Below are 24,138 nucleotides of genomic sequence, written 5' to 3'. Positions count from 1 at the left end.
GTTGTCAGTCGTGGAATGCTTCGACGGTCTGGCGATGGCCGCGCAGGAAAGCGTCGGCGACGAGGCGAAGCGGGGCGATGTCGGCATCGCTGCGGCCGCCGCGGATGAGGTTGGCGAAGCGCGCGTAGAGGCCGGGGTATTCCATGTCCTCGTTGTGCTCGGTCCCGGTGGGCAGCGTCAGCACGGCGCCCCCGTTCGAGAGCTTGAGCGTGCCCGCGTCAGTCTCCACCACGATGTCCCACGACTGCGGGCCGGTCTGGCGCCAGTCGAGGTCCATGTGGATCGTCGCGCCCGCGGTGTCGCGGAACTCGATGTCGGCGGCGATCGGCGCAGCGCGATTGGCCGGGATCTCCAGCGTCGCGCTGCGCAGGAAGAACGGGCGCGGCAGGATGTGCGTGGCGATCGAGAGGGCGTTGATGCCGGGGTCGAACACGCCCAGGCCGCCCGGCTCCCAGATCCAGGCCTGTCCCGGGTGCCAGACGCGCACGTCCTCGCGCCAGATGATCTTGGCGCTCTTCACCGTGCGCTCGGCGAGCCAGGCGCGGGCCGGGGCGACGCCCGCGGCGAAGCGCGAGTGCCACGAGGCGAACAGCGTCACGCCCACCTTCTCGGCGCGGCTCTCCAGTGCGGCCACTTCGGCCAGCGTCGCGCCGGGGGGCTTCTCCAGGAACACGTGCATGCCCTTGGCAAGCGCCAGGGCGGCAAGGTCGTAGCGCACCTGCGGCGGCGTGCAGAGCGCCACGGCGTCGACCGCCGGGCCGCTCTCGATCAGCTCTTCCAGGCTGGCGAAGTGCGGGGTGCCCTCGGGCCCGCGGTGATGCGGGCTGACGGTGGCGGCCAGGCTGAAGTTCGCGTTGCCGTTGATCGCGGGGATGTGCTGGTCGCGGGCGATCTTGCCGACGCCGACGATGGCGATGCGGATCGGGTCCATGGTCAGAGCGCCTTCACCGTGGTGGTCGGCTCGGCCGCGGCAGCGGCGCGGGCCAGCGGGTTGGAGACCGGCAGCGTGAACGGCGCGGCGGCGATCTCGAAGACGTCGCCCTCCTCGGTGGTCACGCCATCGGCGAACGACAGCGTCGCGGTGCCGAAGAAGTGGACGTGGACGTCACCGGCGCGGCGGAACAGGTCGTACTTGAAGTGATGGTGCTCGAGGTTGGCAAAGGTGTGCGACATGTTCGCCTCGCCCGAGAGGAACGGCTTCTCCCAGATCGTCTCGCCGTTGCGCACGATCTTGCTGGTGCCTTCGATCTTCTGCGGCGGCGTGCCGAGCAGCAGCTCGGGCCCGAGGGCGGCCTGGCGCAGCTTGGAGTGGGCGAGCCACAGATAGTTGTGGCGCTCGGTCACGTGGTCCGAGAACTCGTTGGCGAGCGCGAGGCCGAGGCGGTAGGCCGTGCCGTCCTCGCCGATCAGGTAGATGCCGGCGAGCTCCGGTTCCTCGCCGCCGTCCTTGGCGAAGGCGGGCATGGTCAGCGCCTCGCCCGGGCCGACCAGCAGCTGGCCGTCGCCCTTGTAGAACCACTCGGGCTGCTGGCCTTCGGTGCCGGCTTCCGGCTTGCCGCCTTCGAGGCCTTCCAGGAACATGCGCATGGAATCGGTCAGGTTGCTGCCCGAGGACGCCGCCTGGTGCATCTTGTCGCGCCCTTCGGCCGAACCGAGGTGGGTCAGGCCGGTGCCGGTCATCAGCAGGTGGGCCGAATCCTCGTGGTCGATCGGCGCGAGCAGGTTGCCGGCGGCGAACTCCGCCGCGATGTCGACCGCTTCACCCTCGCCGCAGGCCTTGGCGGCTTCGGCCAGCGTCACGCCCGCGGCGATGGCGCGCAGCGCGAGCTCGCGGGTGGTGGCGACGCCCGGGAGGACGTGGGCGGCGTCGCCCTCGGCGAGGATGACGGAACGGGCGCCGTCGGCGCTGCGATGCTGGAGCAGGCGAAGGTAGGTCATGAGTCTCTCCCTGCCGCGGCGTGCCTTCTGGGGGCGCGCCGCGGGGATTTGGCTTGGGATCAGTTGAGGGTGAGCGTGCCGTCCATCAGGCGCGGGGCGCCGTCACCGAAGGCATCGTCGCGCAGTTCGGGCGGGAGCACGCCCTGCGCGAGGTTCTGGTAGCTGACCGGGCGCAGGAAGCGGTCGATCGCGAGACTGCCGACCGAGGTCGAGCGCGGGTCGGAGGTGGCGGGGAACGGCCCCCCGTGGACCATCGCGTGCGTCACTTCGACGCCGGTGGGCCAGCCGTTGGCGAGGATGCGACCGACCTTGCGCTCCAGCACCGGCAGCAGGTGCGAGGCGGTCGCCTCGTCGGCGGCATCCATGTGCAGGGTGGCGGTCAGCTGCCCTTCGAGGCCCTCCAGCACCTGGAGCAGCTCGGCCTCGTCCTTGCAGCGCACGATGATCGAGGAGGCGCCGAACACCTCGTCGCCCATGGCCTTGTCGGCCAGGAACTTCGCGCCCGTGGTCTGGAACAGCACCGCACCGCCGCAGGTGGTGGAGCCGATCTCGCCCTCCGCCAGCTTCTCGATGCCCGGCAGGGCCGAGAGCGTCTCGACGCCCTTGGCATAGGCGGCGGCGATGCCGGTGGTGAGCATGGTCTGGCGCTTGGCTTCCGAGACGCCGGTGGTGGCGGCGGCCACGAAGGCGTCGAGCCCCTCGCCCTCGATCGCGAGGATCAGGCCGGGGTTGGTGCAGAACTGGCCGGCGCCCATCGTCAGCGAGCCGACGAAGGCAGTGCCGAGCGCCTCGCCGCGCGCCTTCAGCGCTTCGGGGAGCAGGAGCACCGGATTGATGCTCGACATCTCGGCATAGACCGGGATCGGCACGTCGCGGGCCTGCGCCAGCCTGGCGAGCGCGAGACCGCCGCCGCGCGAACCGGTGAACCCGACCGCCATGATGTTGAGGTTCTGCACGAGCGCGGCGCCGAGTTCGTTCGACGGACCCACGAGGTGCTGGAACACGCCTTCGGGCAGGCCGGCATCCTTGACCGCCTTGCTGATCGCCGCCGCGACGAGCGCGCCGGTGAGCGGGTGGGCCGGGTGGCCCTTCACCACCACCGGGCAGCCGGCGGCGAGCGCCGAGGCGGTGTCACCGCCGGCGGTCGAGAAGGCGAGCGGGAAGTTGGAGGCGCCGAACACCGCGACGGGGCCGACCGGGATCATGCGCAGGCGCAGGTCCGGGCGCGGCAGCGGCGCGCGTTCGGGCAGCGCGGGGTCGATGCGCAGCTGCTGCCACTGGCCCTTGCGCACGACATCGGCGAACATCCGCAGCTGGCCCATGGTGCGGCCGCGCTCGCCCTCGCCGCGTGCGCGGGGCAGGCCGCTTTCGGCCATGTAGGCTTCGATCAGCGAATCGCCGATGGCCAGGATCTCGTCCGCGATTCGCTCGAGGAACGCGGCGCGCGTCTCGCGGTCGGTGGCGCGGTAGGTGTCGAAGGCGGCGGCGGCGGCGGCGCAAGCCGCTTCCACGTCCGCGGGCGTGCTGACGACCAGCGGGTCGCCGTGCGGCTCACCGGTGGCGGCGACGATGGAACGGAACTCGGTCATGCTGGGATCTCCCTATTTACTCCGACATATTACCCACGCGAGAGAAACGCAATGTTTGTCGTTCCTTCGCGCACGAAGGGCTGGTAGGCTCCTGCCGGGAGGTGCCAATATCCGTGTCAGACGCCGTTTTGATGAATGCAGATGGAAATTCAAGGTCGGACGAAGGGGCTCGCGGTCCCGGACGAAGGCTGCATGGAGCCATAGCGCATAAGCTGGGCACGGCAATCTTGTCTGGCAAATATGCACCGGGGGACATCCTCTCCGGCGAAGTCGCCTTCGCCGAGGAGCTGAAGGTCTCGCGCAGCGCCTATCGCGAGGCGATCCAGGTACTCACCGCCAAGGGCCTCGTCGCCAGCCGCCCGAAGGCCGGCACGCGCGTGCTTCCCCGCGACCGCTGGAACCTGCTCGACCCCGAAGTGCTCGGCTGGGCCTTCGCCGGCGAGCCGGACATCGAATTCGTGCGCAGCCTGTTCGAGCTGCGCGCCATCGTCGAGCCCGCGGCCGCGCGCCTTGCCGCGCAGCGCCGCGACAAGGCCGACCTCAAGGCGATGAAGGATGCGCTGGGCGAGATGCGCCGGCACACCCTCACCACCGAAGCGGGGCGCGCGGCCGACCGCGATTTCCACAAGGCAATCCTGCAGGCCACGCGCAACGACGCCCTGCTCGTGCTCAGCGCCTCGATCGGCGCGGCGGTGAACTGGACCACCCAGTTCAAGCAGCGCGCCCGCGCCCTGCCCCGCAACCCGATCCCCGATCACGTGCGCGTCTACGACTGCATCGCCGCCGGCGACGCGGGCGGCGCGGCGGAAGCGATGAACGTGCTGGTCGACCTGGCGCTGGAAGATACCAAGAGCTCGATGGGAGAGCAGTAGGCCCTCGCCTCACAGGGACAAGGAAAAACCCCGGCGATCGCTCGTCGGGGTTTTTCTTTTGTCTTGGGGCAGCCCATTATTCGGCGGCGGCGGGCACCGGGTCCGGAACCGCGTTGGTCACCTTGCTGCCCCACAAGGCGTAGAACAGCACGTAGAGTTCGCATGCCGCCGTCAGCAGGAACGAGGTCTGGAGACCGTAGTTGTCGGCGATCCAACCCTGCACGATCACCAGCGCGCCACCGGCGATCGCCATGACGAGCAGGCCGGAGCCTTCCTCGGTCAGCGGGCCGAGGCCCTTGATGCCGAGCGTGAAGATCGTCGGGAACATGATCGAGTGGAACAGGCCGACGAGGATCAGCGACCACATGGCTACGGGGCCATGTGCGAAGACGGTGATCATCATGACCGCAAAAGCGCCGATCGAGAAGAACGCCAGAACATTACCGGCGTCGAAGCGATGCATGATCGCCGAACCTACGAAACGGCCAACCATCATGCCGCCCCAAAGGAAGGCCAGATGATTACCTGCATCCTGAGGTGTAAACACGTCGAGACTGGGAAGCGCAAACGGATTAATTCCAATAACGCCGATGATCGAGTTGAAGGCGTTGACGATCCACCACATCACCTCGTTGTTGCCAATGCCGGGCTGGCTCGTGAAGTTCACGAAGAGGTTGGCGACGCCGATCTCCGCGATCAGGTAGATGAAGATCGCCGGCACGCCGAACACCAGATTGCGGTGGTTCCACAGCGACAGGTGCTTGCGCTCCTCCTTGGCCACGCGCGATCCGGCCGAGCCCATCGCAGGCAGCGGGAACTTGGCGATGATGACCGCCAGGATCACCAGCACCACGGCCACCAGGCCATAGGGCAGGATCACCGAGTGCGCGTCGGCCATGCGCTCGGCTTCGGTCAGCACCGTGCCGGCAGTGGCGGTGCCGCCCTTGGACCGGCCGAGGATCAGGTAGGCGCCGAAGAGCGGGGCGAGCATGGTGCCCGCCGAGTTCAGCGCCTGCACCAGGTTGAGGCGCGAGGACGCGGTCTCGGGCTTGCCGACGACGGCGACGTAGGGATTGGCGGCCACCTGCAGCAGGGTGATGCCGCTGGCGATCACGAACAGCATGACCAGCGTCACCCCATAGGACGGGATGCTGGCGGCCAGCATCATGCCGCAGGCGCCCGCGGCCATGATGAGCAGGCCGGTGACCAGCGACTTCTGGTAGCCGATCCGCTCGATCAGCTTGGCCGAGGGAATCGAGGCGACGAAGTAGGCGATGAACCAGACCGATTCGATCAGCGTCGTCTGCGTGTAGCTGAGTTCGAACACGCTGCGCAGGTGCGGCAGCAGCGTGTTGTTGATGACCGTGATGAAGCCCCACATGAAGAACAGGCTGGCAAGCAGCGTCAGCGCGGGGCCGTAGCGGACGCCCGGCTGCTGCGCGTGGACCGCGGGGGCGTCGGCGGACGAGACCACTGGGGGCATGACATTCCTCTCTAGACGGAACCGGCGCGTCTTCAGGCAAACCGGCTTGCGCTCTTTCTATTTGTCGGACTATATGCGCGGCAGGGCGCCGTCAATGGCCGCGTCACGCATGTATCGATAGAAATCGACGTCCACATTATAACGCTGGAGCTACGGGAATGAGGAAACCGGTCAAGGCCATGCTCACCACGGCGGCATCGCTGTTAGCGCTCGCTGCAACCCCGGTCCTGGCCGCCGACGCCACGCAGGCGAGCGCCGGCCAGCTGTCCGACGGCACCCCCGTCACCGCCGTCACGCTGAAGGCCGCCAACGGCGTCTCCGCCACGGTCCTGACCTACGGCGCCACCCTGTGGAAGCTGTACGCCCCCGACCGCGACGGCCAGGTCGCGGACGTGCTGCTCGCCTACGACGACCTCGCCGGCTTCGAGAAGCGCCCGAACTTCTGGGGTGCGACGATCGGCCGCTACGGCAACCGCATCGCCGGCGGCAAGTTCACGCTCGACGGCAAGACCTACACCCTGCCGCAGAACGACCATGGCCAGTCGCTGCACGGCGGCGGCAAGGGCTTCGACGTCCAGAACTGGAAGCTCGAATCGATCAAGTCGGGCAAGGTCGCCACGGCCGTGTTCTCGCTGGTCAGCCCGGACGGTGACGCCGGCTACCCCGGCACCGTGAAGGCCAAGGTCACCTACTCGCTCGACGAGTCCGGCAACCTGCAGATTGCCTTCGACGCCACGACCGACAAGCCCACCGTCCTGAACCTCACCAACCACGCCATCTTCAACATGGCCGGCGAAGGCTCCGACCGCGACGCCACCACCAACGTGCTGACGATCCCCGCCAGCCGCTACACCCCGGTCGACGCGACGCTGATCCCCACCGGCGAGCTGCGCGCGGTGGACGGCACCCCCTTCGACTTCCGCAAGGGCAAGCCGGTGGTCCAGGGCATCCGCGACGGCAAGGATCAGCAGATCGTCTACGGCCGCGGGTTCGACCACAACTTCGCGCTCGACAAGGGCGTGACCAAGACCCCCGAGCTGGCCGCAAGGCTGGAGGACCCGGTGTCCGGCCGCGTGCTGGAACTGCTGACGACCGAGCCCGGCGTCCAGTTCTACTCGGGCAACTTCCTTGACGGGACGTTCATCGGCAAGCAGGGCCACCTCTACCGCATGGGCGACGGCATCGCGCTGGAACCGCAGAAGTTCCCCGATGCCCCCAACCACGCCAACTTCCCCTCCACGCGCGTCGATCCCGGCAAGCCCTACCGGCACGTCATGATCTACCGCGTGTCCACGTCGTCGCGCTGATCGAAAAGAAGCCAGAACCCATGACCGAACAGACCCCGCCGAACACCGGCCCCAAGCTGCGCTCGCGCGCCTGGTTCGACAACCCCGAGAACATCGACATGACGTCGCTCTACCTCGAGCGATACCTGAACTTCGGCCTCAGCCTGGAGGAGCTGCGCTCGGGCAAGCCGATCATCGGCATCGCCCAGTCGGGCAGCGACCTGTCGCCGTGCAACCGCCACCACCTGGTGCTGGCCGAGCGCATCCGCGAAGGCATCCGCGAGGCTGGCGGCATCGCGCTGGAGTTCCCGGTCCACCCGATCCAGGAGACCGGCAAGCGCCCGACCGCCGGGCTCGACCGCAACCTGTCGTACATCGGCCTGGTCGAAGCGCTCTACGGCTACCCGCTGGACGGCGTCGTGCTCACCACCGGCTGCGACAAGACCACGCCGGCGATGATCATGGCCGCCGCCACGGTGAACATCCCCGCCATCGCGCTGTCGGTCGGCCCGATGCTCAACGGCTGGCACAAGGGCGAGCGCACCGGCTCGGGCACGATCGTGTGGAAGGGCCGCCAGATGCTGGCCGCGGGCGAGATCGACGACGAGGGCTTCATCAAGCTCGTCGCCTCCTCCGCCCCCTCCACCGGCTACTGCAACACCATGGGCACGGCGACGACGATGAACTCGCTGGCCGAGGCGCTGGGCATGATGCTGCCGGGCTCGGCCGCGATCCCCGCGCCCTACCGTGATCGCCAGGAGTGCGCCTACTACACCGGCAAGCGCATCGTCGACATGGTGCGCGAGGACCTCAAGCCCTCCGACATCCTGACGCTGGAGGCGTTCCACAACGCCATCGCCGTGAACGCCGCGATCGGCGGGTCGACCAACGCCCCGATCCACCTCGCCGCCATCGCCCGCCACATCGGCGTGGAGCTGCCGCTGAAGGACTGGGAGCGCATCGGCCACAAGATCCCGCTGCTGGTGAACCTGCAGCCGGCCGGCGAATACCTCGGCGAGGACTACTACCGCGCCGGCGGCGTGCCCGCCGTGGTGGCGCAGCTCATCAAGCAGGGGCTGATCCACGAAGGCGCGATGACCGTCAACGGCCAGACCATCGGCGACAACTGCCGCGAGGCCACCATCGAGGACGAGAAGGTCATCAAGACCTTCGACCAGCCGCTGGTGGAAGAGGCCGGCTTCCTGGTGCTGTCGGGCAACCTGTTCGACGCCGCGATCATGAAGACCAGCGTGATCTCCAAGGAGTTCCGCGACCGCTACCTCTCCAACCCCGAGGACCCCGACGCGTTCGAGGGCCCGGCCGTGGTGTTCGACGGCCCCGAGGACTATCACCACCGCATCGACGATCCGGCGACCGGCATCACCCCGGACACGCTGCTGTTCATGCGCGGCGCCGGCCCGATCGGCTACCCGGGCGCGGCCGAGGTCGTGAACATGCGTCCGCCCGCCTACCTCATCACCGAGGGCGTCCACGCGCTGCCCTGCATCGGCGATGGCCGCCAGTCGGGCACCTCGGGCAGCCCCTCAATCCTGAACGCCTCCCCCGAGGCGGCGGCGATGGGCGGCCTGGCGCTGCTCAAGACCGGCGACCGGGTGCGCATGGACCTCAAGAACGGCAGGGTGGACGTCCTGATCTCCGACGAGGAGCTGGCCCAGCGCCGCGCCGCGCTGGAAGCCAGCGGCGGCTATCCGTACCCGGCCTCGCAGACGCCGTGGCAGGAGATCCAGCGCGCGCTGGTGGGCCAGATGGACACCGGCGCCATCCTCGAAGGCTCCGAGAAGTACCAGCGCATCGCCCAGACCATGGGCCTGCCGCGCGACAACCACTGACCCTGCCGGCACTGCCGTGACGCGCCCCGTCGTTCCCGCCTGTCGGGAGACGACGGGGCCTCACGGCAAGACGGCCGACGGCCTCGGAACCGGGAGAGAGAACCGATGACCCTCTGGCGCAAGATCGAGCGCGACGTGCGCGACACGCTGGGCGAAGGCGCTTTGTGGAGCGCGCGCGACGGCGCCTTCTACTGGGTGGACATCCTCGCCCCGGCGCTCAACCGCCTTCACCTCGCCAGTGGCGCCATCGACCGCTGGGACATGCCCGCGCCGCTGGGCTGGGTGGCCGAGCGGGCCTCGGGCGGGCTCGTCGGCGGCTTTCGCGACGGGGTGGCGCCGATCGCGCTCGACCCGCTCGCGATCGGGGCGCGCTCTGATCCCGAACCGCACCTGCCGGGCAACCGCATGAACGACGGCAAGGCCGATCGCCACGGCGCCATCTGGTGCGGCACCATGGACATGGCGGAGGAACAGGCGAGCGGCTCGCTCTACCGCCTCTCGCCCGCGGGCGCATGGCAGGTGATCGACACCGGCTACACCGTGACCAACGGCCCGGCCTTCTCGCCCTGCGGCGGCTGGCTCTACCACACCGACACCGGGCGCCGGGTGATCTACCGATTCGCCCTGGACGAGGGCGGCGCCCGCGATCGCGAGGCGTTCATCCGCTTCTCCGAGGAGGAAGGCTACCCGGACGGCATGACCACCGATGCCGAGGGCTTCCTATGGGTCGCCCACTGGGACGGCGGGCGCATCACTCGCTTCGCTCCCGATGGCCGCCCCGACCGCTCGATCGCACTGCCCGCCCGGCGCATCACCAACATCGCCTTCGCCGGTGACGATCTGGACCGCATGTTCGTGACCTCGGCCGCGACCGGCCTGCCGCCTTCGGATTTCGACGGCGCGCTGTTCGAGGTGGACGCTGGCGTACGCGGGAACCCGGCCGGGATCTATCGCGGATAGCGACGGGGCGGGGCTCGCCTCCCCGCCCCGTCGCCTGCGGCCTGCCGGCTAGCCGGCCGCCTCGCGCTCGGCCCTTGCCAGCACGAGCGAGAAGTCTTCCTGCGGGTCGGTCCAGTGCTCGACCTGCGTCCAGCCGCCCGCGGCCAGCAGCAGGCCCACTTCGCCGGGCCGGTACTTGTGGCAGTTCTCGGTGTGGATCGTCTCGCCCGCAGCCATGCGGAAGCGGCGCCCTGCGACTTCGAACCCCAGGTCCCGGCGTGCTTCCAGGTGCATCTCGATCCGGCCCTGGCCCTCGTTCCAGCGCGCGACATGGCGGAAGTCGGCCACCGGCACGGTGCCGTCGAGCTCGCGGTTGATCCGCTCCAGCAGGTTGAGGTTGAACTGCGCCGTCACCCCTTGCGCATCGTCGTAGGCGGCGACGAGGCGGGCGGGGTCCTTGACCCGGTCGATGCCGATGAGCAGCTGCGCGCCCTGCCCCAGCGTCGCGCGCATCGAGCGCAGCAGGTCCACCGCTTCGGCCGGCGTGAAGTTGCCGATGGTGGAGCCGGGAAAGAAGCCCAGCGCGGCGCCGCGCGCGCCCGGACCGGACAGCGGCACCGGCAGCTCCACCGGCCGCGTGAAGTCCGCCTCCACCGGCATGATCCGCAGGACCGGGAACAGCGCCTGGAGCGCGTCGCAGGCTTCCTCCAGGAACTCCCCGCAGATGTCGATCGGCACGTAGGTGGCGCGCGGCATGGCCTTGAGGAGGATGCGCGTCTTGATCGAGCTGCCCGAACCGAACTCGACCACCACCGCGTCGTCCCCGAGGATGCGGCCGACCGCCGGAGCGTGGGCGTGCAGCAGCGCCGTCTCGGTGCGCGTGGGATAGTACTCCGGCACTTGCGTGATCGCCTCGAACAGCTGCGAGCCGCGCATGTCGTAGAACCAGCGCGCGGGGATCGCCTTCTGGCTGCGGGCGAGCCCGGAGAGCACGTCGGCGCGGAAGGCGGGGTCGGCCTGCGGGGGCGCGCGGCGCTCGGGTGCGGTCTCGTCGGTCCGCGTCGGCGTGAAGAGCATGTCAGAGGCTCCGTGCAAGGCGCAGGCCCGTGAACTGCCAACGCTGGTGGGGATGGAAGAAGTTGCGGTAGGAGGCGCGCACGTGCCCGCGGGGGGTGGCGCAGCTTCCGCCCTTGAGCACGAACTGCCCCGACATGAACTTGCCGTTGTACTCGCCCACCGCGCCCGCGGCCGGACGGTAGCCGGGCCATGGGCGATAGGCCGAGCCGGTCCACTCCCAGACGTTGCCGAACAGCGCGCCAAAGCCCTCGCCTGCCCGCTCTCCGCGCGGCGCCACGGCCCCCGCGGTGTCGAGCTGGTTGCCCGACAGCGGGTCCGCGCCGCCGGCCGCGGCTTCCCATTCCTGCTCGGTCGGCAGGCGCGCGCCCGCCCAGGTGGCGAAGGCGTCGGCCTCGTAGAACGAGATGTGCGTGACGGGCGCATGAAGGTCCACCGCCTGCCATCCGGCGAGCGTGAAGTGCTCCCACTCCCCGCCCTCTCTCTGCGCCCCGCCCCCTCTGTGCGGACGCCAGTAGAGCGGCGCCGCCACCCCCTCGCGCCCGACCCAGTCCCACCCGTCCGACAGCCACAGCGAGGCCGTGGCGTAGCCCTGGTCGGCGATGAACTCCGCCCACTCGCCGTTGGTCACCGGACGGTTGGCGAGCGCATGCGGGGCCAGCCACGAGGGGTGCCGCGGCAGCTCGTTGTCGAAGGCAAAGCCCTCGCCGGTGCTGCCGATCTCGGCCAGTCCCTCGCGCCCGGCGATCCAGCGCAGCGGGTCGCTCCCCACCGGCGCCGTCGCCAAGCGGCCCGGCGCGCGGGCGTAGGCCGGGCCCAGCGGGTTGCGCGAGAACAGGTGCTTGATGTCGGTCAGCAGCAGCTCCTGGTGCTGCTGCTCGTGCTGGATGCCCAGCTCCACCAGGTCGGCGTGCCGTTCGAGCAGCCGCGGCAGCGCCGCCAGGAGCGCCTCCTCCACGTGCGCGCGATAGGCCAGCACCTCGGCCATCGTCGGGCGCGTCAGCAGGCCCCTCTCGGGCCGCGCCAGCCGGGCGCCCTCCGCCTCGTAGTAGCTGTTGAACAGGAACGGCCAGCGCGCGTCGAACAGGCGATAGCCGGGCACCTGGTCGCGCAGCAGGAAGGTCTCGAAGAACCAGGTGGTATGCGCCAGGTGCCACTTCGCCGGCGAGGCGTCGGGCATCGACTGCACCGCCGCGTCGGCCTCGTTCAGCCCCGCAACCAGCGCGCGGCTGAGCGCGCGGCAGCGCAGGAAGCGCTCTTCCAGCGACTCCCGCAGGCCGAAGGACGCGGGCGGGGCCGACGGGTTCTTCATATGCGCTCCTTCCCGCTGCCCGCGTGGGCACGCCCGCACTCTCCCGGGCGCTCCGGGAGGGCTTAGAAGGGTATCGCTCGGCACGCGCTGCGGTTCCGTCCCGGCCCTCGCCGCAGCACCAAAAAGCCCGCGCCCTTCGAAAACGCCAGACGCTTCACGCGGCCGTCACATCCCGGACGGATAAGGGCCGGCCATGGACAGACCGATCCCACCTTCGATCACGGCGGATGCGAGCAGCACGGACCTCGGCCGCCCGCCCCTCCGGGTGATCGTGCTCGCCGGCCGGGGTGGCGGCGCGGGGGCGGGCGGCAGCCCCGACCCGCTCGCCCGCCGCTTCGGCCAGCAGCACAAGTGCCTGGTCCCGCTGGCCGGACGCCCCCTCGCCGCGCACGTGCTGCAGACCGCCGCGAGCCATCCGGCGGTGGAGAGCCTGGCGATCGCCATCGAGCGGGAGGCGTTCGACAGTCTGTTCGACGTGCTCTCGCAGATCCCCGGCCGCGGCATCGTCAAGCTGGTGGAGGCGCGCCGCAACCTCGTCGACAGCGTCATGGCCGCGGCGCAGGGCTGGGACGGCGCCCTGCTGGTGACCACCGCCGACCACGCGCTGCTCACCGCCGGCTCGATCGACCGGATGATCGCCGCGCTCGACCGGGCCGAGGCCGTGTTCGCCATGGCCCCGCGCGATGCCGTGCTCGCCGTCCATCCGCAGGACCGGCGACGGTTCCACGCCTTCGCCGACGGCGCCTTCGCGGCGTGCAACCTCTACGCCGCGAGCGGGCCCGAGGCCCTGCGCGCGGCCGAGGCGTTCCGCGGCGGCGGCCAGTTCGCGCGCCGCCGCTGGCGCGTGGCGCGCGCGGTGGGGATGGTCGACCTGGTGCTGCTGTGGGCCCGCGCGGTCACCCTGGCCGAGGCCGCGGAGCGCCTCTCGCGCCGCTTCGCGCTCAAAGTGGCGCCGGTCGTGCTCGACGACGGCTCGCAGGCGGTCGACGTCGACGACGACGACAGCCATGCCCTGGCCGAAAGCCTCCTGCTGGCCCCGGCGCCCTCCCGCCCCGGCGCCGCGTTCACCGCGGCCTCGGCCCCCGCCTGGGCGGGGTAGGCCCGGCACCCGCGCGTGGTGCCGCAGGGGCCTTCGCCACGCTCAGGCCGAGCGGGATGGACAGCGTGCACAGCGGAGAACCGCCCGCCCAAGGCCCAGTCTCACCGCCCCCGATCACCCGCACATGCTGGCTTGCCCAAGCATGGAAACCTCGCCCACCCGCTCCCCTCCGCACGCGCTGCGTGCTATAGGATACAAAGCGCGCCTGGCCCTGCCGAGTCTCCTCGACGCCAGCGCGCCCGCTTTTCTATTTCATCGAACAAACCGCGTCATTTTATCCCTCTTCATGGAAGTTCGGGCGAGCGGCACAAAGACCTCACGGGGCGCCGCCGCGCGACAGGAGGACCGACCGATGACCCTCATCGCCACCGGCACGCCCTCTCCCCAGCTTCTTCTACCACGAAAGGATCAGCATCATGGCATACGTGACCACCCAGGACGGCGTTGCAATCTTCTACAAGGACTGGGGCCCCAAGGACGCCCAGCCCATCGTGTTCCATCACGGCTGGCCGCTCACGTCGGACGACTGGGACGCGCAGATGCTGTTCTTCCTGTCGAAGGGCTACCGCGTCGTCGCCCATGACCGACGCGGCCACGGCCGCTCCGAGCAGGTGAGCGACGGGCACGACATGGCCCACTACGCCGCCGACGCCGCCGCGGTGGTGGAGCACCTGGACCTGAGGAACGCCATCCACGTCGGCCACTCCACCGGCGGCGGCGAAGTGGCGGCCTATGTCGCGCGCCACGGCATCCCGCAGGGCCGCGTCGCCAAGGCGGTGCTGGTCAGCGCGGTGCCGCCGATCATGGTCCAGACCGAGCGCTACCCCGGCGGCCTCCCGATGGCGGTGTTCGACGGCCTGCGCGCCGCCCTCGCCGCCGACCGCGCCCAGTTCTTCCGCGACGTCGCCGCCGGCCCGTTCTACGGCTTCAACCGCGAGGGCGCCGAGGTGAAGCCCGCCGTCATCGACAACTGGTGGCGCCAGGGCATGATGGGCAGCGCCAAGGCGCACTACGAGGGCATCAAGGCCTTCTCCGAGACCGACCAGACCGACGACCTGAAGGCCATCACCGTGCCCACCCTCGTTCTCCACGGCGACGACGACCAGGTGGTGCCGTACAAGAACGCCGGCCTGCTCCAGGCCGAGATCCTGCCCGACGCCACGCTGAAGATCTACGAGGGCTTCTCCCACGGCATGCTCACCGTCAACGCCGACGTCCTCAACGCCGACCTGCTCGCCTTCATCCAGGGCTGATCGGGGATAGCGGCGGGCAGAGCCGCGGCGCGTGGGGCCGGCGGCGCGGTCGTGGATGGTGGCGGCGCGCAGGGCGCCCAGGCCCCGCGGCCTCACCCGGCGGCGCGGTGCTCCACCGGGGCGGAGGCGGCGCGCGCGGCGAAGATCGCCTCGGTCACGGCGAGCGTGCGCGCGTTGTCGACGTCGATCGCCACCGCCCCGTCGCTGAGGATGACGGGGTGGATGGCCAGCCCGAAGCGGCGGGAGAAGCGGCGGAAGGCCGCGGCCAGCGTGCCGATGCCGTAGTGGAAGCGCACCAGGTTGACGAACCCGAAGGCCTGGACGATGCGCACCGGGTGCTTGGCGAACTGGCCGCCGCTGCGAAACACCTCCGCCACGCCGAGCGCCGCTGCGTCGCCGATCCAGTAGCTGTTGCAGTTGGAGTAGCTCTCGTCCGCGAAGCGGTAGAAGCGGCGCTGCCCCTCGGGATGCGCGGCCAGCACCGAGGCGCGGCGGGCGAAGGCCACCGCCACCTCCGCGCCGGCCGCCCGGGCCCCGGCCAGGAACTCGCCCACCGCGGCGGGCGAGAGCAGCGCGTTGTCGGCGGTGGTGACCAGCACCGGGAAGGTCGCCAGGCCGACCGCCTCGAACACGCTGTCGACGAGGTTGGTGCGCGCCCGGCACACCACCAGGCGCCCCTCTGCGCGCAGCTCGCGCACGTCCTCGATGTCGTCGAGCAGCTCGGGATCGTTCACCGAGACGACGATGCGCCCGATCTCCGGCGACGCGGCCAGCGCGGCCAGCACGTGCGCGATCATCGGCCGGCCCGCGACCGGCACCAGGCACTTGTCCGCCAGCCCGGCCGCGGCGGCGAGCGGGTCGACCTGCCCCTCCCGGCGGCCGGCCAGCACCACCGCGCAGGTGCGCAGGGGCGCGGACATCAGGCCGGCACCGGCAGCGGGCGCCGCGGCTCCACCGCCTCGAAGCGCCCGGTCGACCCCGCGGAAGCGCGGTCGATCAGGCCGTTGCGGCGCAGGCTCTCGCACAGGATCGTCTCGATCAGCTCCCGGTGCGTCCAGCCGCCGAGGCGCGCCGCCATGCTGATCGTCTTGCGCGACCACAGGTTGCAGTTGAGGTTGACTTCCAGGAACTGGAAGGCCCCGGTCTCCACGTCCAGCCGGCACTCGAACCGGCCGTAGTCGAACGGCGCGAACTCCTCCATCATCGACAGCGCCGCCGCCTCGATCGCGGGCAGGCGGGCCGCTTCCAGGAAGGGGCGGATGGTGTAGGTCCGCGCGCCGCAGGACAGGTCGCGCTTCTCGGAATAGCTGCGCAGGTCGGCGGGGTCCTCCTGCTCGACGATCATCGTCGGCAGGATCAGCGGCCGCCCGTCGCGGGTGATGATCGAGACCTCGATGTCGTGGCCGGTGATGAAGGGCTCGACGAGCGCGTCGTGGCCCTCCTCCTGGATCTCGGCCACCGCCTGGCGCACGCCCGCCCAGTCGGTCGCGGCGCGCACCCCCCAGCTGGCCGACGAGGCATTCGGCTTGATGACGTAGCGCTCCGCCCGCGGGCAGCGCGCCGGATCCACCGCGGTGCCGCGCCGGTACACCGCCCAGTCGGCAGTGGGGATCCCGCGTGAGCGGGCAATCAGCTTGGTGAGATGCTTGTCGTCCGACGTGCCGCGGATGATCGGCCCGCCGCCGAGGTAGGGCAGCCCGAGGCGGTTGCAGAGGAGCGGCAGCATCATCTCCGAATTGAGGAAGCCGCCGCGGTTGAGCAGCGGGAAGACGAAGTCCACCTCGGGCCGCTCGAACAGCACGCGGTAGTCGTCGGCAACGCGAAGATCGAACCCGATGTCGCGCAGAACATCGCGGATCTCCGCATGGTAGACCGCATGCGTGCCGTCCTCGGCATCGGCGCCGCCGGCGGAGCGCGCGTGCTTCGCCACGTAGAGCAGCCGCAGCCGCTCCTTGACGGCATCGGGCACCGCCAGCGGTTCCGCCGGGATTTCGAAGGATCTGCCGCTGGTCGCCGGGATATGTTGCATGCCGGCCGGTGTACCCGGCTTCGGCGAAGCAATTGTTTCAGCTTGGCGTCCGTTTTGTGGCAAGCTGCAACGCCAGCAGCTCGCCGTAGCGCTGCCCGCCCAGCCCGCGCCGGCCCGCGCGCTGGGGCATGAGCACGCCGGGCTTGCCGTTGCCCTCGATCAGGATCGGTCCGTCGGGCGCGAAGCCCACGTCCCACCCGATCAGCGCATAGTCGCCGAAGCCGCGCGCATGGGCCTGCGTCACCAGCGCGCGGGCGACGGCCCAGTCCGGCAGCACGCGTCCCGGGATCGCCGCGCCGGTGACGGGGTGGCGAACGTGCTCCCCGCCGCCGTAGCCGGTGCAGGCGATCTCCAGGCTGCCGTCGGCAAGGTCGATGGCGCTGAGCAGCCCGCCGGCCTTCATGTTGTCCACCGCCGCGGCCGGGTCGGAGGGGATGCGCAGGACCGCGTTCACCAGTTCGGGCCGCCCTGCCTCGTCGAGGATGGTGGTCATGCGCGCGGTCGGCAGCGCGTTCAGCGCCAGGTCGCGCAGAGCGGGATGGGGGACGATTCGGGCCTGCACCAGCCACGGCCCGCGCAAGCCCCGAAGCTGGTCGCGCAGCCATTCCTCGCCGCCCGCCGCAGGAGGATCGAGGAAGCGCACGCCTCGCCCGCCCTCGCCCCGCGCCGGCTTGAGCAGGAGCGGCGCGCCGGGCACCGGGCCGTACAGGTGCAGCGCCCCGTCGGCCCACGTCGCGGCGACCTGCGGATGGCGCAGTCCGTGCTGCGCGCAGCGCGCGTAGAAGCGGATCTTGTCGGCCAGCACGCAATCCGGCGTCCAGCCCAGGGGATTGACCAGCTTGTTGAGCCCGGCGTCCTCGAAGCGCCGGATGTAGCCGTCCAGCTCGGCTTCGGTCTCGATCCGGAACAGCGCCAGGTCGTTGGGATCGACGAAGCGGGCGTGGGCGATGCGCGAAGCCCGGCGCCGCCAGCCCGCGTCCAGCCCCAGCCGCCGCGCCACGGCGCGGGCGCGGAACGGAACCCAGGCGTGGAACGCCGCGCCCACCACCGCGTCCAGCGCCGCCCGGGCGCGTCCGCGCGTACGCTTGCGCCAGGCGTAGTGATCGGCCAGAAAGCTGCCCGAGACGGGCGCCACCACGCCGGGATAGATCGAATAGAGCTTCTTCGCGCGGTACCACAGCTCGGTCACGGACATCATCGCATCACCTCCCACACCCGGAGTTCCGCCGCGCGGGATCCGGCACTCCACGCAAGGCAGCATGAAGACAGCGATCTACGTCCAGGACATGCGCGCCAGCGGCGTGGTGCGCACGATGATCGCCATGGCGCGCGCCTTCGCGGCGGAAGACGAGGTCACGCTGCTGGCCGCACGGAGCGCGGGGATCTTCGGCGCGAGGGACGTGGCGCCGGCGCGCTTCGTGGCGGCCAGCGAGCGGTCCCCCGACGTGGTGGGCGGCGTGGTGGGCGCCGTGCGGGGGGGCGTGCCGGCGCGCCTGGCGGTGGTGCCGGCGCTGCGCCGCACGCTGCGCGCCCTCGATCCCGACGTGGTCCTGTCCGGCGGCAACTTCGGCCACTTCAGCCTCTGGCTGGCGACGCGCGGACTGCGCATCCCCGTGGTCTACGTGTTCAGCAACGCGATGGAGCGCCCCGGCCAGCCCTGGCGCAACCGCTGGCGCCGGTTCTGGAGCGGGCTGCTGGTGCGCGGCGCGGCGGGCGCGATCCTGGTCGGCAGCAACCTGGCGCACAGCGGGGTGTTCCGCCCCCACGTCGCCAGCGGCAAGGCGGTGCTGATCCCCAACGGCATCGACCTTGCCGCGGTGCCCGCCGCGGACGGCACCGTGCCCGCGCCCCTTGCCAGCCCGGTGCCGTCGATCCTCGCGATCGGCCGCCTCACGCCCCAGAAGAACTTCGAGGCGCTGATCGACGCCGTGGCCGCGGCGCGGCGCCACCGGCCCGTGCGGCTGGTGATCCTGGGCTCGGGAGAGGACCGCTACCGCGTCGCGCTGGAAGCCCGGACGGCGGCGCTGGGCATCGCCGAGGACGTCGTCTTCGCGGGGCTGACCGACGATGTCTATCCCTGGCTGCGCGCGGCCCGGGTCTTCGCGCTGGCCTCGCACTGGGAGGGGGCGTCGATCGCACTGCTCGAAGCGATGGCGGCGGGGACGCCGATCGTCGCCAGCCGCACCGCGGGCGACGCGGCCGAGGTCCTGAGCAACGGTCGCTTCGGGCTGCTGGTCGATCCCGGCGATGCCGAGGCGTTCGCCGCCGCGCTGCTGCGACAGATCGACAGCCCCGTCCTGCCGGGCCCGCGCGTCGCCATCTACGACGCTCCCCTGATGATGCGCGCCTATCACCGGGTGCTCACGAAGGCGAGGGACGCGGGCCGGGCGCGGGTTGCTCCGGCGCCCGGCGGAACACCCCCCATCCGGTGAGCAGCACCGCGGCAAGGCTGCCGCCGAAGGTCGCCCAGGCGCCGCCGATCACGCCGAACAGGGGCAGCAGGAGGAACAGCAGCGCCGCCTGCACCGCGCTCGCCAGCAGCCGCAGCCGGAAGGCGGCCCCCGCCAGTCCGCGCGCGGTGAGCGCCGGCTCGAAGGCGAAGCCGAACAGGTCCAGCCCCGCCGCGGCGACGAGGACGATGATCGGCAGGTAGGCTCCCGAGAACTCGCGGGTGGCGATCAGGTGCAGCAGCGGCTCTCCGAACAGAGCCGCCACGCCGACCATCGCCGCCGCGGCGAGGCCGGCGACCGCGGTGAGCTGGAGCAGCAGGGGCCTGTCGCTGCCCCCCGCCGCGGCGCGCACCAGCTCGGCATAGGCCGCGCGCGAAAACGTCTGGGTGGCGCGCACCATCGCCTGCGCCAGCTGGGCCGCGACGCGGAACATGCCGGCGGCGGCCGGGCCTCCGAAGGCGCCGACGAGGACGAGGGTGAACTGCTTGCTGGTCACCGTCAGGGTCGAGGACAAGTTGGTGAGGAAGACGAAGCGCCAGAGCGAGGGCTCCTCGCGTGCCAGCCGCCTGAGCCCCTCGGGCGCGAAGGCCACGCGGCGCCGGCGCAGCGCCGCCCACCAGTAGACCGCCGTCGTCGCCAGCTCCGAGACCGCCCAGGCGCAGAGGAAGCCGGCCACGGTGGGCAGCAGCAGCGCGGCCAGCAGCGCGCCCCCCGCGCGCACGCTGGGCGTCACCGCATCGGCCAGCGCGGAATCGCGGAAGCGCTCGTCTAGCCGCAGCACGCCGATGGGGGTGGAGCGCACGGCCGCCAGGATCGCGAAGCAGAACGCGAACGCGGCGGCGTAGAGCTCGCGCGGAAGGCCGAGCCTCTCTCCCAGGAGCGCGATCACCCCCAGGGCCACCAGGCTGCCCGCCAGCGCTCCGGCAAGGTCCAGCAGCGCCGCGAAGCCGATGATGCGCTCGACCCCCCTCTCGTCGCCCTGCGCCTGCGCGCGGGTGCCGTAGCTCACGACGAACTGCCAGGTCTGGAAGCCGACCACGGCGGCGATGCCCTGCCCCACCGCGACGATCAGGGCGAAGCGGCCGAAGTCCGCCAGCCCCAGCGTGCGCGTGGCGATGGCGAGGTAGGCGATGCTCAGCACCGCCTGGAACAGGCGCGCGGCCAGCAGCCAGCCGCCGTTGACGCCGACCCGGCGCAGCCCGTCGTTCATGCCGCCGGCCTCATGCCGGACATGCTCGCGAACGCGTCACAAACCCGTGTCATCATCGCCTTTCGGTCGTCACAAGAGCGAGCGCCGGGCTTGAAGGGCGGATGTTACGCTGATGTGGCGCGCGCGAGAAACTTGCGGCCGGCCGCTCGACATCGGCAGGCACGCGACGAGCCGATCAGCCGGCTCCCAGCGGCGTGACGTATGCCGGTGCGGACGCTAATGCCGCGCTAACCCCTCCTTGTGTGGACGCTATTCGCGCCGCGCCCCTCCCCTGAAGGCAAGCCCACTTGATCTGGCGACGGAATCGCCCCAAGCGGTGCCGTTTCCCGTGAATTGAACCGGCAGGCTCCTACCGCATGCAAGTTGTCCAGAAGGCGAAGTCGGGGATGGATCCCCGCACCCTGTTCGGCCTGGTCACGGCCATTCTCTTCTTCATCGCCAGCGGCACCGTCGCCTACATGAACATTCGGGTCCTGCGCGAAGACGCCGCCCGGATCTTCCATTCGCACACCGTCATCGTCGCCATGGGCGATCTCCTCTCGGCGCTGCAGGACGCCGAGACCGGGCAGCGCGGATACCTGCTGACCGGCCGGGACGCCTATCTCACCCCCTACACCCGCGCGCTCGCCGACGTGAACGCCCGGATCGAGGCCCTGGCCGCGCTGACGCGCGACAATCCGGCCCAGCAGGCCCGGCTCGCACCGCTGCGCCACCACATCGACACCAAGCTGGACGAGCTGCGCGAGACGATTGCGACGCGCAAGTCGAGCGGGATCCAGGCGGCCCTGGCGATCGTCGAGAGCGATCGCGGCAAGGCCGAAATGGATGAAGTCAGGACGCAGCTGAGCGTCATGCACCAGGAGGAGGAGCGCCTTCGCGAGATCCGCCTGACCGAGATGGAGGCGGCGTACCGCTCGGCCTGGGTCAGCGGCGTCATGTCGTGCCTCCTTGGGATCGCGCTGACGCTGGTGATCGGCGTGCTGATCCGCCGCGCCGCCGTCGCTGCCGAGCGCCGCGAATGGCTCCAGCGGGGACAGCTCGAGCTCGCATCCGCGGTGATGGGCGACCAGCCTACGGACCAGCTGGGCGAAAGCATCCTGCGCTTCCTGGTGCGTTACGCCGGGGCCCAGGCGGGCGCGATCTTCGCCGCCGAGAACGGCCATTACCGCCGCATCGCCTCCTACGGCGTGCCGGCAGAGGCGGAAATGGTCGAGAAATTCTCGCGTCGCGAGGGCTTGCTGGGGCAAGTCGCGGCCGATGGCGAGCCGGTGATCCTGGCCGACATTCCCGAGGGCTACCTGACCATCGGCTCGAGCTTCGGGCGCGACAAGCCGCGGCACCTCGTGATCGCCCCGGGCGCCGCGGACGGCGCGGTCGAATCGGTCGTCGAGCTCGGCTTCCTGCAGTCGGTGGACCCGCAGGTGCTCGCCTTCCTGGGCGAGGCTTCCACAACGGTGGGCGTCGCCCTGCGCTCGGCGCGCTACCGCTCCGCCTTGCAGCACCACACCGAGGAGCTGCAGGTGCAGAGCGAGGAGCTGCGGGTCTCCAACGAAGAACTGGAGGAACAGGGCCGCGCCCTCAAGGAATCGCAGGCCAGCCTCGAGCAGCAGCAGGTCGAGCTGGAGCAGACCAATTCGCAGCTGGAGGAGCAGGCCCAGCTCCTGGAGAACCAGCGCGACGACCTCGCCCGATCGAACGCCGCGGTGGAGGCGAAAGCGCGCGAGCTGGAGCAGGCGAGCCGCTACAAGTCCGACTTCCTCGCCAACATGAGCCACGAGCTGCGCACGCCGCTGAACTCGCTGCTGATCCTCTCGAAGCTCCTGGGCGACAACCGCGGCGCGAACCTGTCGGACGAGCAGGTGCAGTACGCGCGGACCATCGAGTCGGCGGGCAACGACCTGCTCACGCTCATCAACGACATCCTCGACCTCTCCAAGATCGAGGCCGGGCACCTGCAGATCCGGCCCGAGCCGTTCCTGGTCGAGCGGCTTACGGGCGACTTGCGGCAGGTGTTCGAGCCCGTCGCCGCCGCGCGGGGCCTGGACTTCGAGATCCGCGTCGCTCCGGGCGCCGCTTCGATGATAGAGACGGACCGCCAGCGGCTCGAGCAGATCCTGAAGAACCTTCTCTCCAACGCCTTCAAGTTCACCCAGGCCGGCAGCGTGCGCCTGGAACTGGAGAGCGACGGCCCGGACCGGCTGCTGATCGCGGTCGCCGATACCGGAATCGGCATCCCCGAGGAGCAGCAGCAGGCAATCTTCGAGGCATTCCGCCAGGCCGATGGCACCATCAGCCGCAAGTTCGGGGGCACCGGCCTGGGCCTTTCCATCTCGCGCGAGCTGGCACGCCTGCTCGGCGCCAGGATCGGGCTCAGCAGCGTGCCGGGCCAGGGCAGCCGCTTCACCCTGTCCATGCCGCTCGTCTACGAGCCGACCGAGGAGAACCTGGCTCCCGAGCCGGCACCTGCCCCTCGCCCGGCACCGACGCCCGTCGCGGCGAGGCCGCGCCCCGTGGCGGTGCCCGCAGTGGTCGAAGACGATCGCGACCATCTCTCCGCCACCCAGCGTATCCTGCTGGTCGTCGAAGACGACGCGACCTTCGCGCGGATCGTGCGCGACATGTCGCGCGAGAGAGGCTTCCAGTGCCTGGTCACCGGCACAGCGGAGGAAGCGCTGCACCTGGCCCGCACGTTCAAGCCCCATGCCGTGGTGCTCGACGTGGGCCTGCCGGACCAGTCCGGCCTCGCCCTCCTCGACCGGCTCAAGCGCGACGTCGAGACCCGGCACATCCCCGTCCACATCATCTCGGGCAGCGACCACACGCAGACGGCGCTGTCACTCGGCGCGATCGGCTATCTGCTCAAGCCGGTGAAGCGGGAGGATCTCTCGGGCGTCCTGGAATCGCTGGCGGACAGGTTCGCCTCGGCCTCCCGCCGCGTGCTCATCGTGGAGGACGACCCGGTGCAGCGCGACGCCGTCACGCGCCTGCTCGCGACCGGCGATGTCGAGACGGTGGGTGTCGCCAGCGCCTCGGAGTGCCTCGAGGCGCTGCGGCGCGAGACCTTCGACTGCATGGTGCTGGACCTGAACCTGCCCGACGCCAGCGGCTTCACCTTGCTGGAAACGCTGAGCCGCGAGGGGACGTACGCCTTCCCGCCGGTGATCGTCTACACAGGTCACGACCTCTCCCCCGACGACGAGCAGCGGCTGCGGCGGTATTCCGATTCGATCATCATCAAGGGCGCGCGCTCGCCGGAGCGCCTCCTCGACGAGGTTTCGCTGTTCCTGCACCAGGTGGTGACCGAGCTCCCGCCCGAGCAGCAGACGATGATCCGCCAGGCCCGCAACCGCGATTCCGTCCTGGAGGGGCGGCGGATCCTGGTGGTGGAGGACGACGTGCGGAACGTGTTCTCGCTCTCCAACATCCTTGAGCCGCAAGGGGCGGTGGTGGAGATCGCGCGCAACGGGCAGGAGGCGCTGGACGCCCTGGAGAAGGCCGAGGGCGACGCCTCGCGGACGATCGACCTCGTGCTGATGGACGTCATGATGCCGGTCATGGACGGGCTCACTGCAACCCGCACGATCCGCCGCGACCCGCGCTGGGCGAAGCTGCCGATCATCGCCCTCACCGCCAAGGCCATGCCCGACGACCAGGAAAAGTGCATAGAAGCCGGTGCCAACGACTACATGGCCAAGCCGCTCGACGTGGATAAGCTGCTCAGCCTCGTGCGCGTCTGGATGCCGCGTTGACCGCG

18 protein-coding genes are annotated in these 24,138 nt (G+C 70.6%); 8 read left to right on the top strand and 10 right to left on the bottom strand.

The genetic code is table 11. The annotated features are described in order from the left end of the window. Positions 1-4: 4 nt before the first annotated feature. The 3 genes from ACFFJC_RS06885 to ACFFJC_RS06875 are packed head-to-tail and all read right to left on the bottom strand — an operon-like array spanning position 5 to position 3,527. On the bottom strand, positions 5-931 hold the full coding sequence (locus ACFFJC_RS06885) for a Gfo/Idh/MocA family protein (protein ID WP_379486760.1): 927 nt from the start codon (positions 929-931) through the stop codon (positions 5-7). A 2-nt stretch (positions 932-933) separates the two neighbouring features. Next, on the bottom strand, positions 934-1,938 hold the full coding sequence (gene araD1 / locus ACFFJC_RS06880; protein ID WP_379486759.1) for an AraD1 family protein: 1,005 nt from the start codon (positions 1,936-1,938) through the stop codon (positions 934-936). A 59-nt stretch (positions 1,939-1,997) separates the two neighbouring features. Next, the gene (locus ACFFJC_RS06875) at positions 1,998-3,527 is read right to left on the bottom strand and encodes an aldehyde dehydrogenase (NADP(+)) (RefSeq protein WP_379486758.1); all 1,530 of its coding nucleotides are present in this window, start codon (positions 3,525-3,527) and stop codon (positions 1,998-2,000) included. Between the two features lie 131 nt (positions 3,528-3,658). On the opposite strand from ACFFJC_RS06875, the gene ACFFJC_RS06870 reads away from it, so the two are divergent. Then, positions 3,659-4,399, top strand: a complete 741-nt coding sequence (locus ACFFJC_RS06870) for a FadR/GntR family transcriptional regulator (protein WP_379486757.1) — start codon at positions 3,659-3,661, stop codon at positions 4,397-4,399. A gap of 76 nt (positions 4,400-4,475) precedes the next feature. Here ACFFJC_RS06870 and ACFFJC_RS06865 read toward each other — a convergent pair whose 3' ends face one another. After that, a complete protein-coding gene (locus tag ACFFJC_RS06865; RefSeq protein WP_379486756.1) occupies positions 4,476-5,882 on the bottom strand; it encodes a sugar MFS transporter in 1,407 nt (468 codons plus the stop codon). A gap of 158 nt (positions 5,883-6,040) precedes the next feature. Between ACFFJC_RS06865 and ACFFJC_RS06860 the strand changes: the two genes are divergently transcribed. From ACFFJC_RS06860 to ACFFJC_RS06850, 3 genes are all read left to right on the top strand, one after another. Beyond that, positions 6,041-7,189, top strand: coding sequence for an aldose epimerase family protein (locus tag ACFFJC_RS06860; protein WP_379486755.1), 1,149 nt, complete (start codon positions 6,041-6,043; stop codon positions 7,187-7,189). Positions 7,190-7,209: 20 nt separating this feature from the next. Next, positions 7,210-9,018, top strand: a complete 1,809-nt coding sequence (locus tag ACFFJC_RS06855) for an IlvD/Edd family dehydratase (protein ID WP_379486754.1) — start codon at positions 7,210-7,212, stop codon at positions 9,016-9,018. 105 nt (positions 9,019-9,123) lie between these two features. Then, on the top strand, positions 9,124-9,978 hold the full coding sequence (locus tag ACFFJC_RS06850) for an SMP-30/gluconolactonase/LRE family protein (RefSeq protein WP_379486753.1): 855 nt from the start codon (positions 9,124-9,126) through the stop codon (positions 9,976-9,978). 48 nt (positions 9,979-10,026) lie between these two features. Here ACFFJC_RS06850 and egtD read toward each other — a convergent pair whose 3' ends face one another. Further along, positions 10,027-11,034 (bottom strand): L-histidine N(alpha)-methyltransferase, encoded by a 1,008-nt coding sequence (egtD, locus tag ACFFJC_RS06845; RefSeq protein WP_379486752.1) that lies wholly within the window; start codon positions 11,032-11,034, stop codon positions 10,027-10,029. A 1-nt stretch (position 11,035) separates the two neighbouring features. After that, the gene (gene egtB / locus ACFFJC_RS06840) at positions 11,036-12,343 is read right to left on the bottom strand and encodes an ergothioneine biosynthesis protein EgtB (protein ID WP_379486751.1); all 1,308 of its coding nucleotides are present in this window, start codon (positions 12,341-12,343) and stop codon (positions 11,036-11,038) included. Positions 12,344-12,536: 193 nt separating this feature from the next. Here egtB and ACFFJC_RS06835 point away from each other — a divergent pair, with 193 nt between their 5' ends. Together ACFFJC_RS06835 and ACFFJC_RS06830 are read left to right on the top strand one after the other, a co-directional pair. Further along, entirely contained in the window at positions 12,537-13,442 is a 906-nt protein-coding gene (locus ACFFJC_RS06835; RefSeq protein ID WP_379486750.1) for an NTP transferase domain-containing protein, read from the top strand. Between the two features lie 416 nt (positions 13,443-13,858). After that, positions 13,859-14,695 (top strand): alpha/beta fold hydrolase, encoded by an 837-nt coding sequence (locus ACFFJC_RS06830; protein WP_379486749.1) that lies wholly within the window; start codon positions 13,859-13,861, stop codon positions 14,693-14,695. A gap of 92 nt (positions 14,696-14,787) precedes the next feature. On the opposite strand, the gene ACFFJC_RS06825 is transcribed toward ACFFJC_RS06830, so the two are convergent. The 3 genes from ACFFJC_RS06825 to ACFFJC_RS06815 are packed head-to-tail and all read right to left on the bottom strand — an operon-like array spanning position 14,788 to position 17,922. Next, positions 14,788-15,615, bottom strand: a complete 828-nt coding sequence (locus ACFFJC_RS06825; RefSeq protein WP_379486748.1) for an NTP transferase domain-containing protein — start codon at positions 15,613-15,615, stop codon at positions 14,788-14,790. Further along, positions 15,615-16,724 (bottom strand): D-alanine--D-alanine ligase family protein, encoded by a 1,110-nt coding sequence (locus ACFFJC_RS06820; protein WP_379486747.1) that lies wholly within the window; start codon positions 16,722-16,724, stop codon positions 15,615-15,617. The genes ACFFJC_RS06825 and ACFFJC_RS06820 overlap by 1 nt, the downstream gene beginning before the upstream one ends. Before the next feature lie 37 nt (positions 16,725-16,761). Beyond that, entirely contained in the window at positions 16,762-17,922 is a 1,161-nt protein-coding gene (locus ACFFJC_RS06815) for a sugar-transfer associated ATP-grasp domain-containing protein (protein WP_379486746.1), read from the bottom strand. Between the two features lie 61 nt (positions 17,923-17,983). On the opposite strand from ACFFJC_RS06815, the gene ACFFJC_RS06810 reads away from it, so the two are divergent. Further along, positions 17,984-19,156 (top strand): glycosyltransferase, encoded by a 1,173-nt coding sequence (locus ACFFJC_RS06810; RefSeq protein WP_379486745.1) that lies wholly within the window; start codon positions 17,984-17,986, stop codon positions 19,154-19,156. Here the strand turns inward: ACFFJC_RS06810 and ACFFJC_RS06805 are convergent. Then, on the bottom strand, positions 19,086-20,384 hold the full coding sequence (locus ACFFJC_RS06805) for a lipopolysaccharide biosynthesis protein (protein ID WP_379486744.1): 1,299 nt from the start codon (positions 20,382-20,384) through the stop codon (positions 19,086-19,088). The two genes, ACFFJC_RS06810 and ACFFJC_RS06805, sit on opposite strands and share 71 nt — an antisense overlap. 386 nt (positions 20,385-20,770) lie before the next feature. Between ACFFJC_RS06805 and ACFFJC_RS06800 the strand changes: the two genes are divergently transcribed. Further along, on the top strand, positions 20,771-24,133 hold the full coding sequence (locus tag ACFFJC_RS06800) for a response regulator (protein ID WP_379486743.1): 3,363 nt from the start codon (positions 20,771-20,773) through the stop codon (positions 24,131-24,133). The last annotated feature ends 5 nt before the right edge of the window (positions 24,134-24,138 follow it).

The sequence above is a fragment of the Novosphingobium soli genome (genome assembly GCF_042432915.1).
Lineage (GTDB): Bacteria > Pseudomonadota > Alphaproteobacteria > Sphingomonadales > Sphingomonadaceae > Novosphingobium > Novosphingobium soli.
The sequence above is the reverse complement of the archived record's forward strand: the minus strand, read 5'-3'. Positions and strand labels throughout refer to the sequence as shown.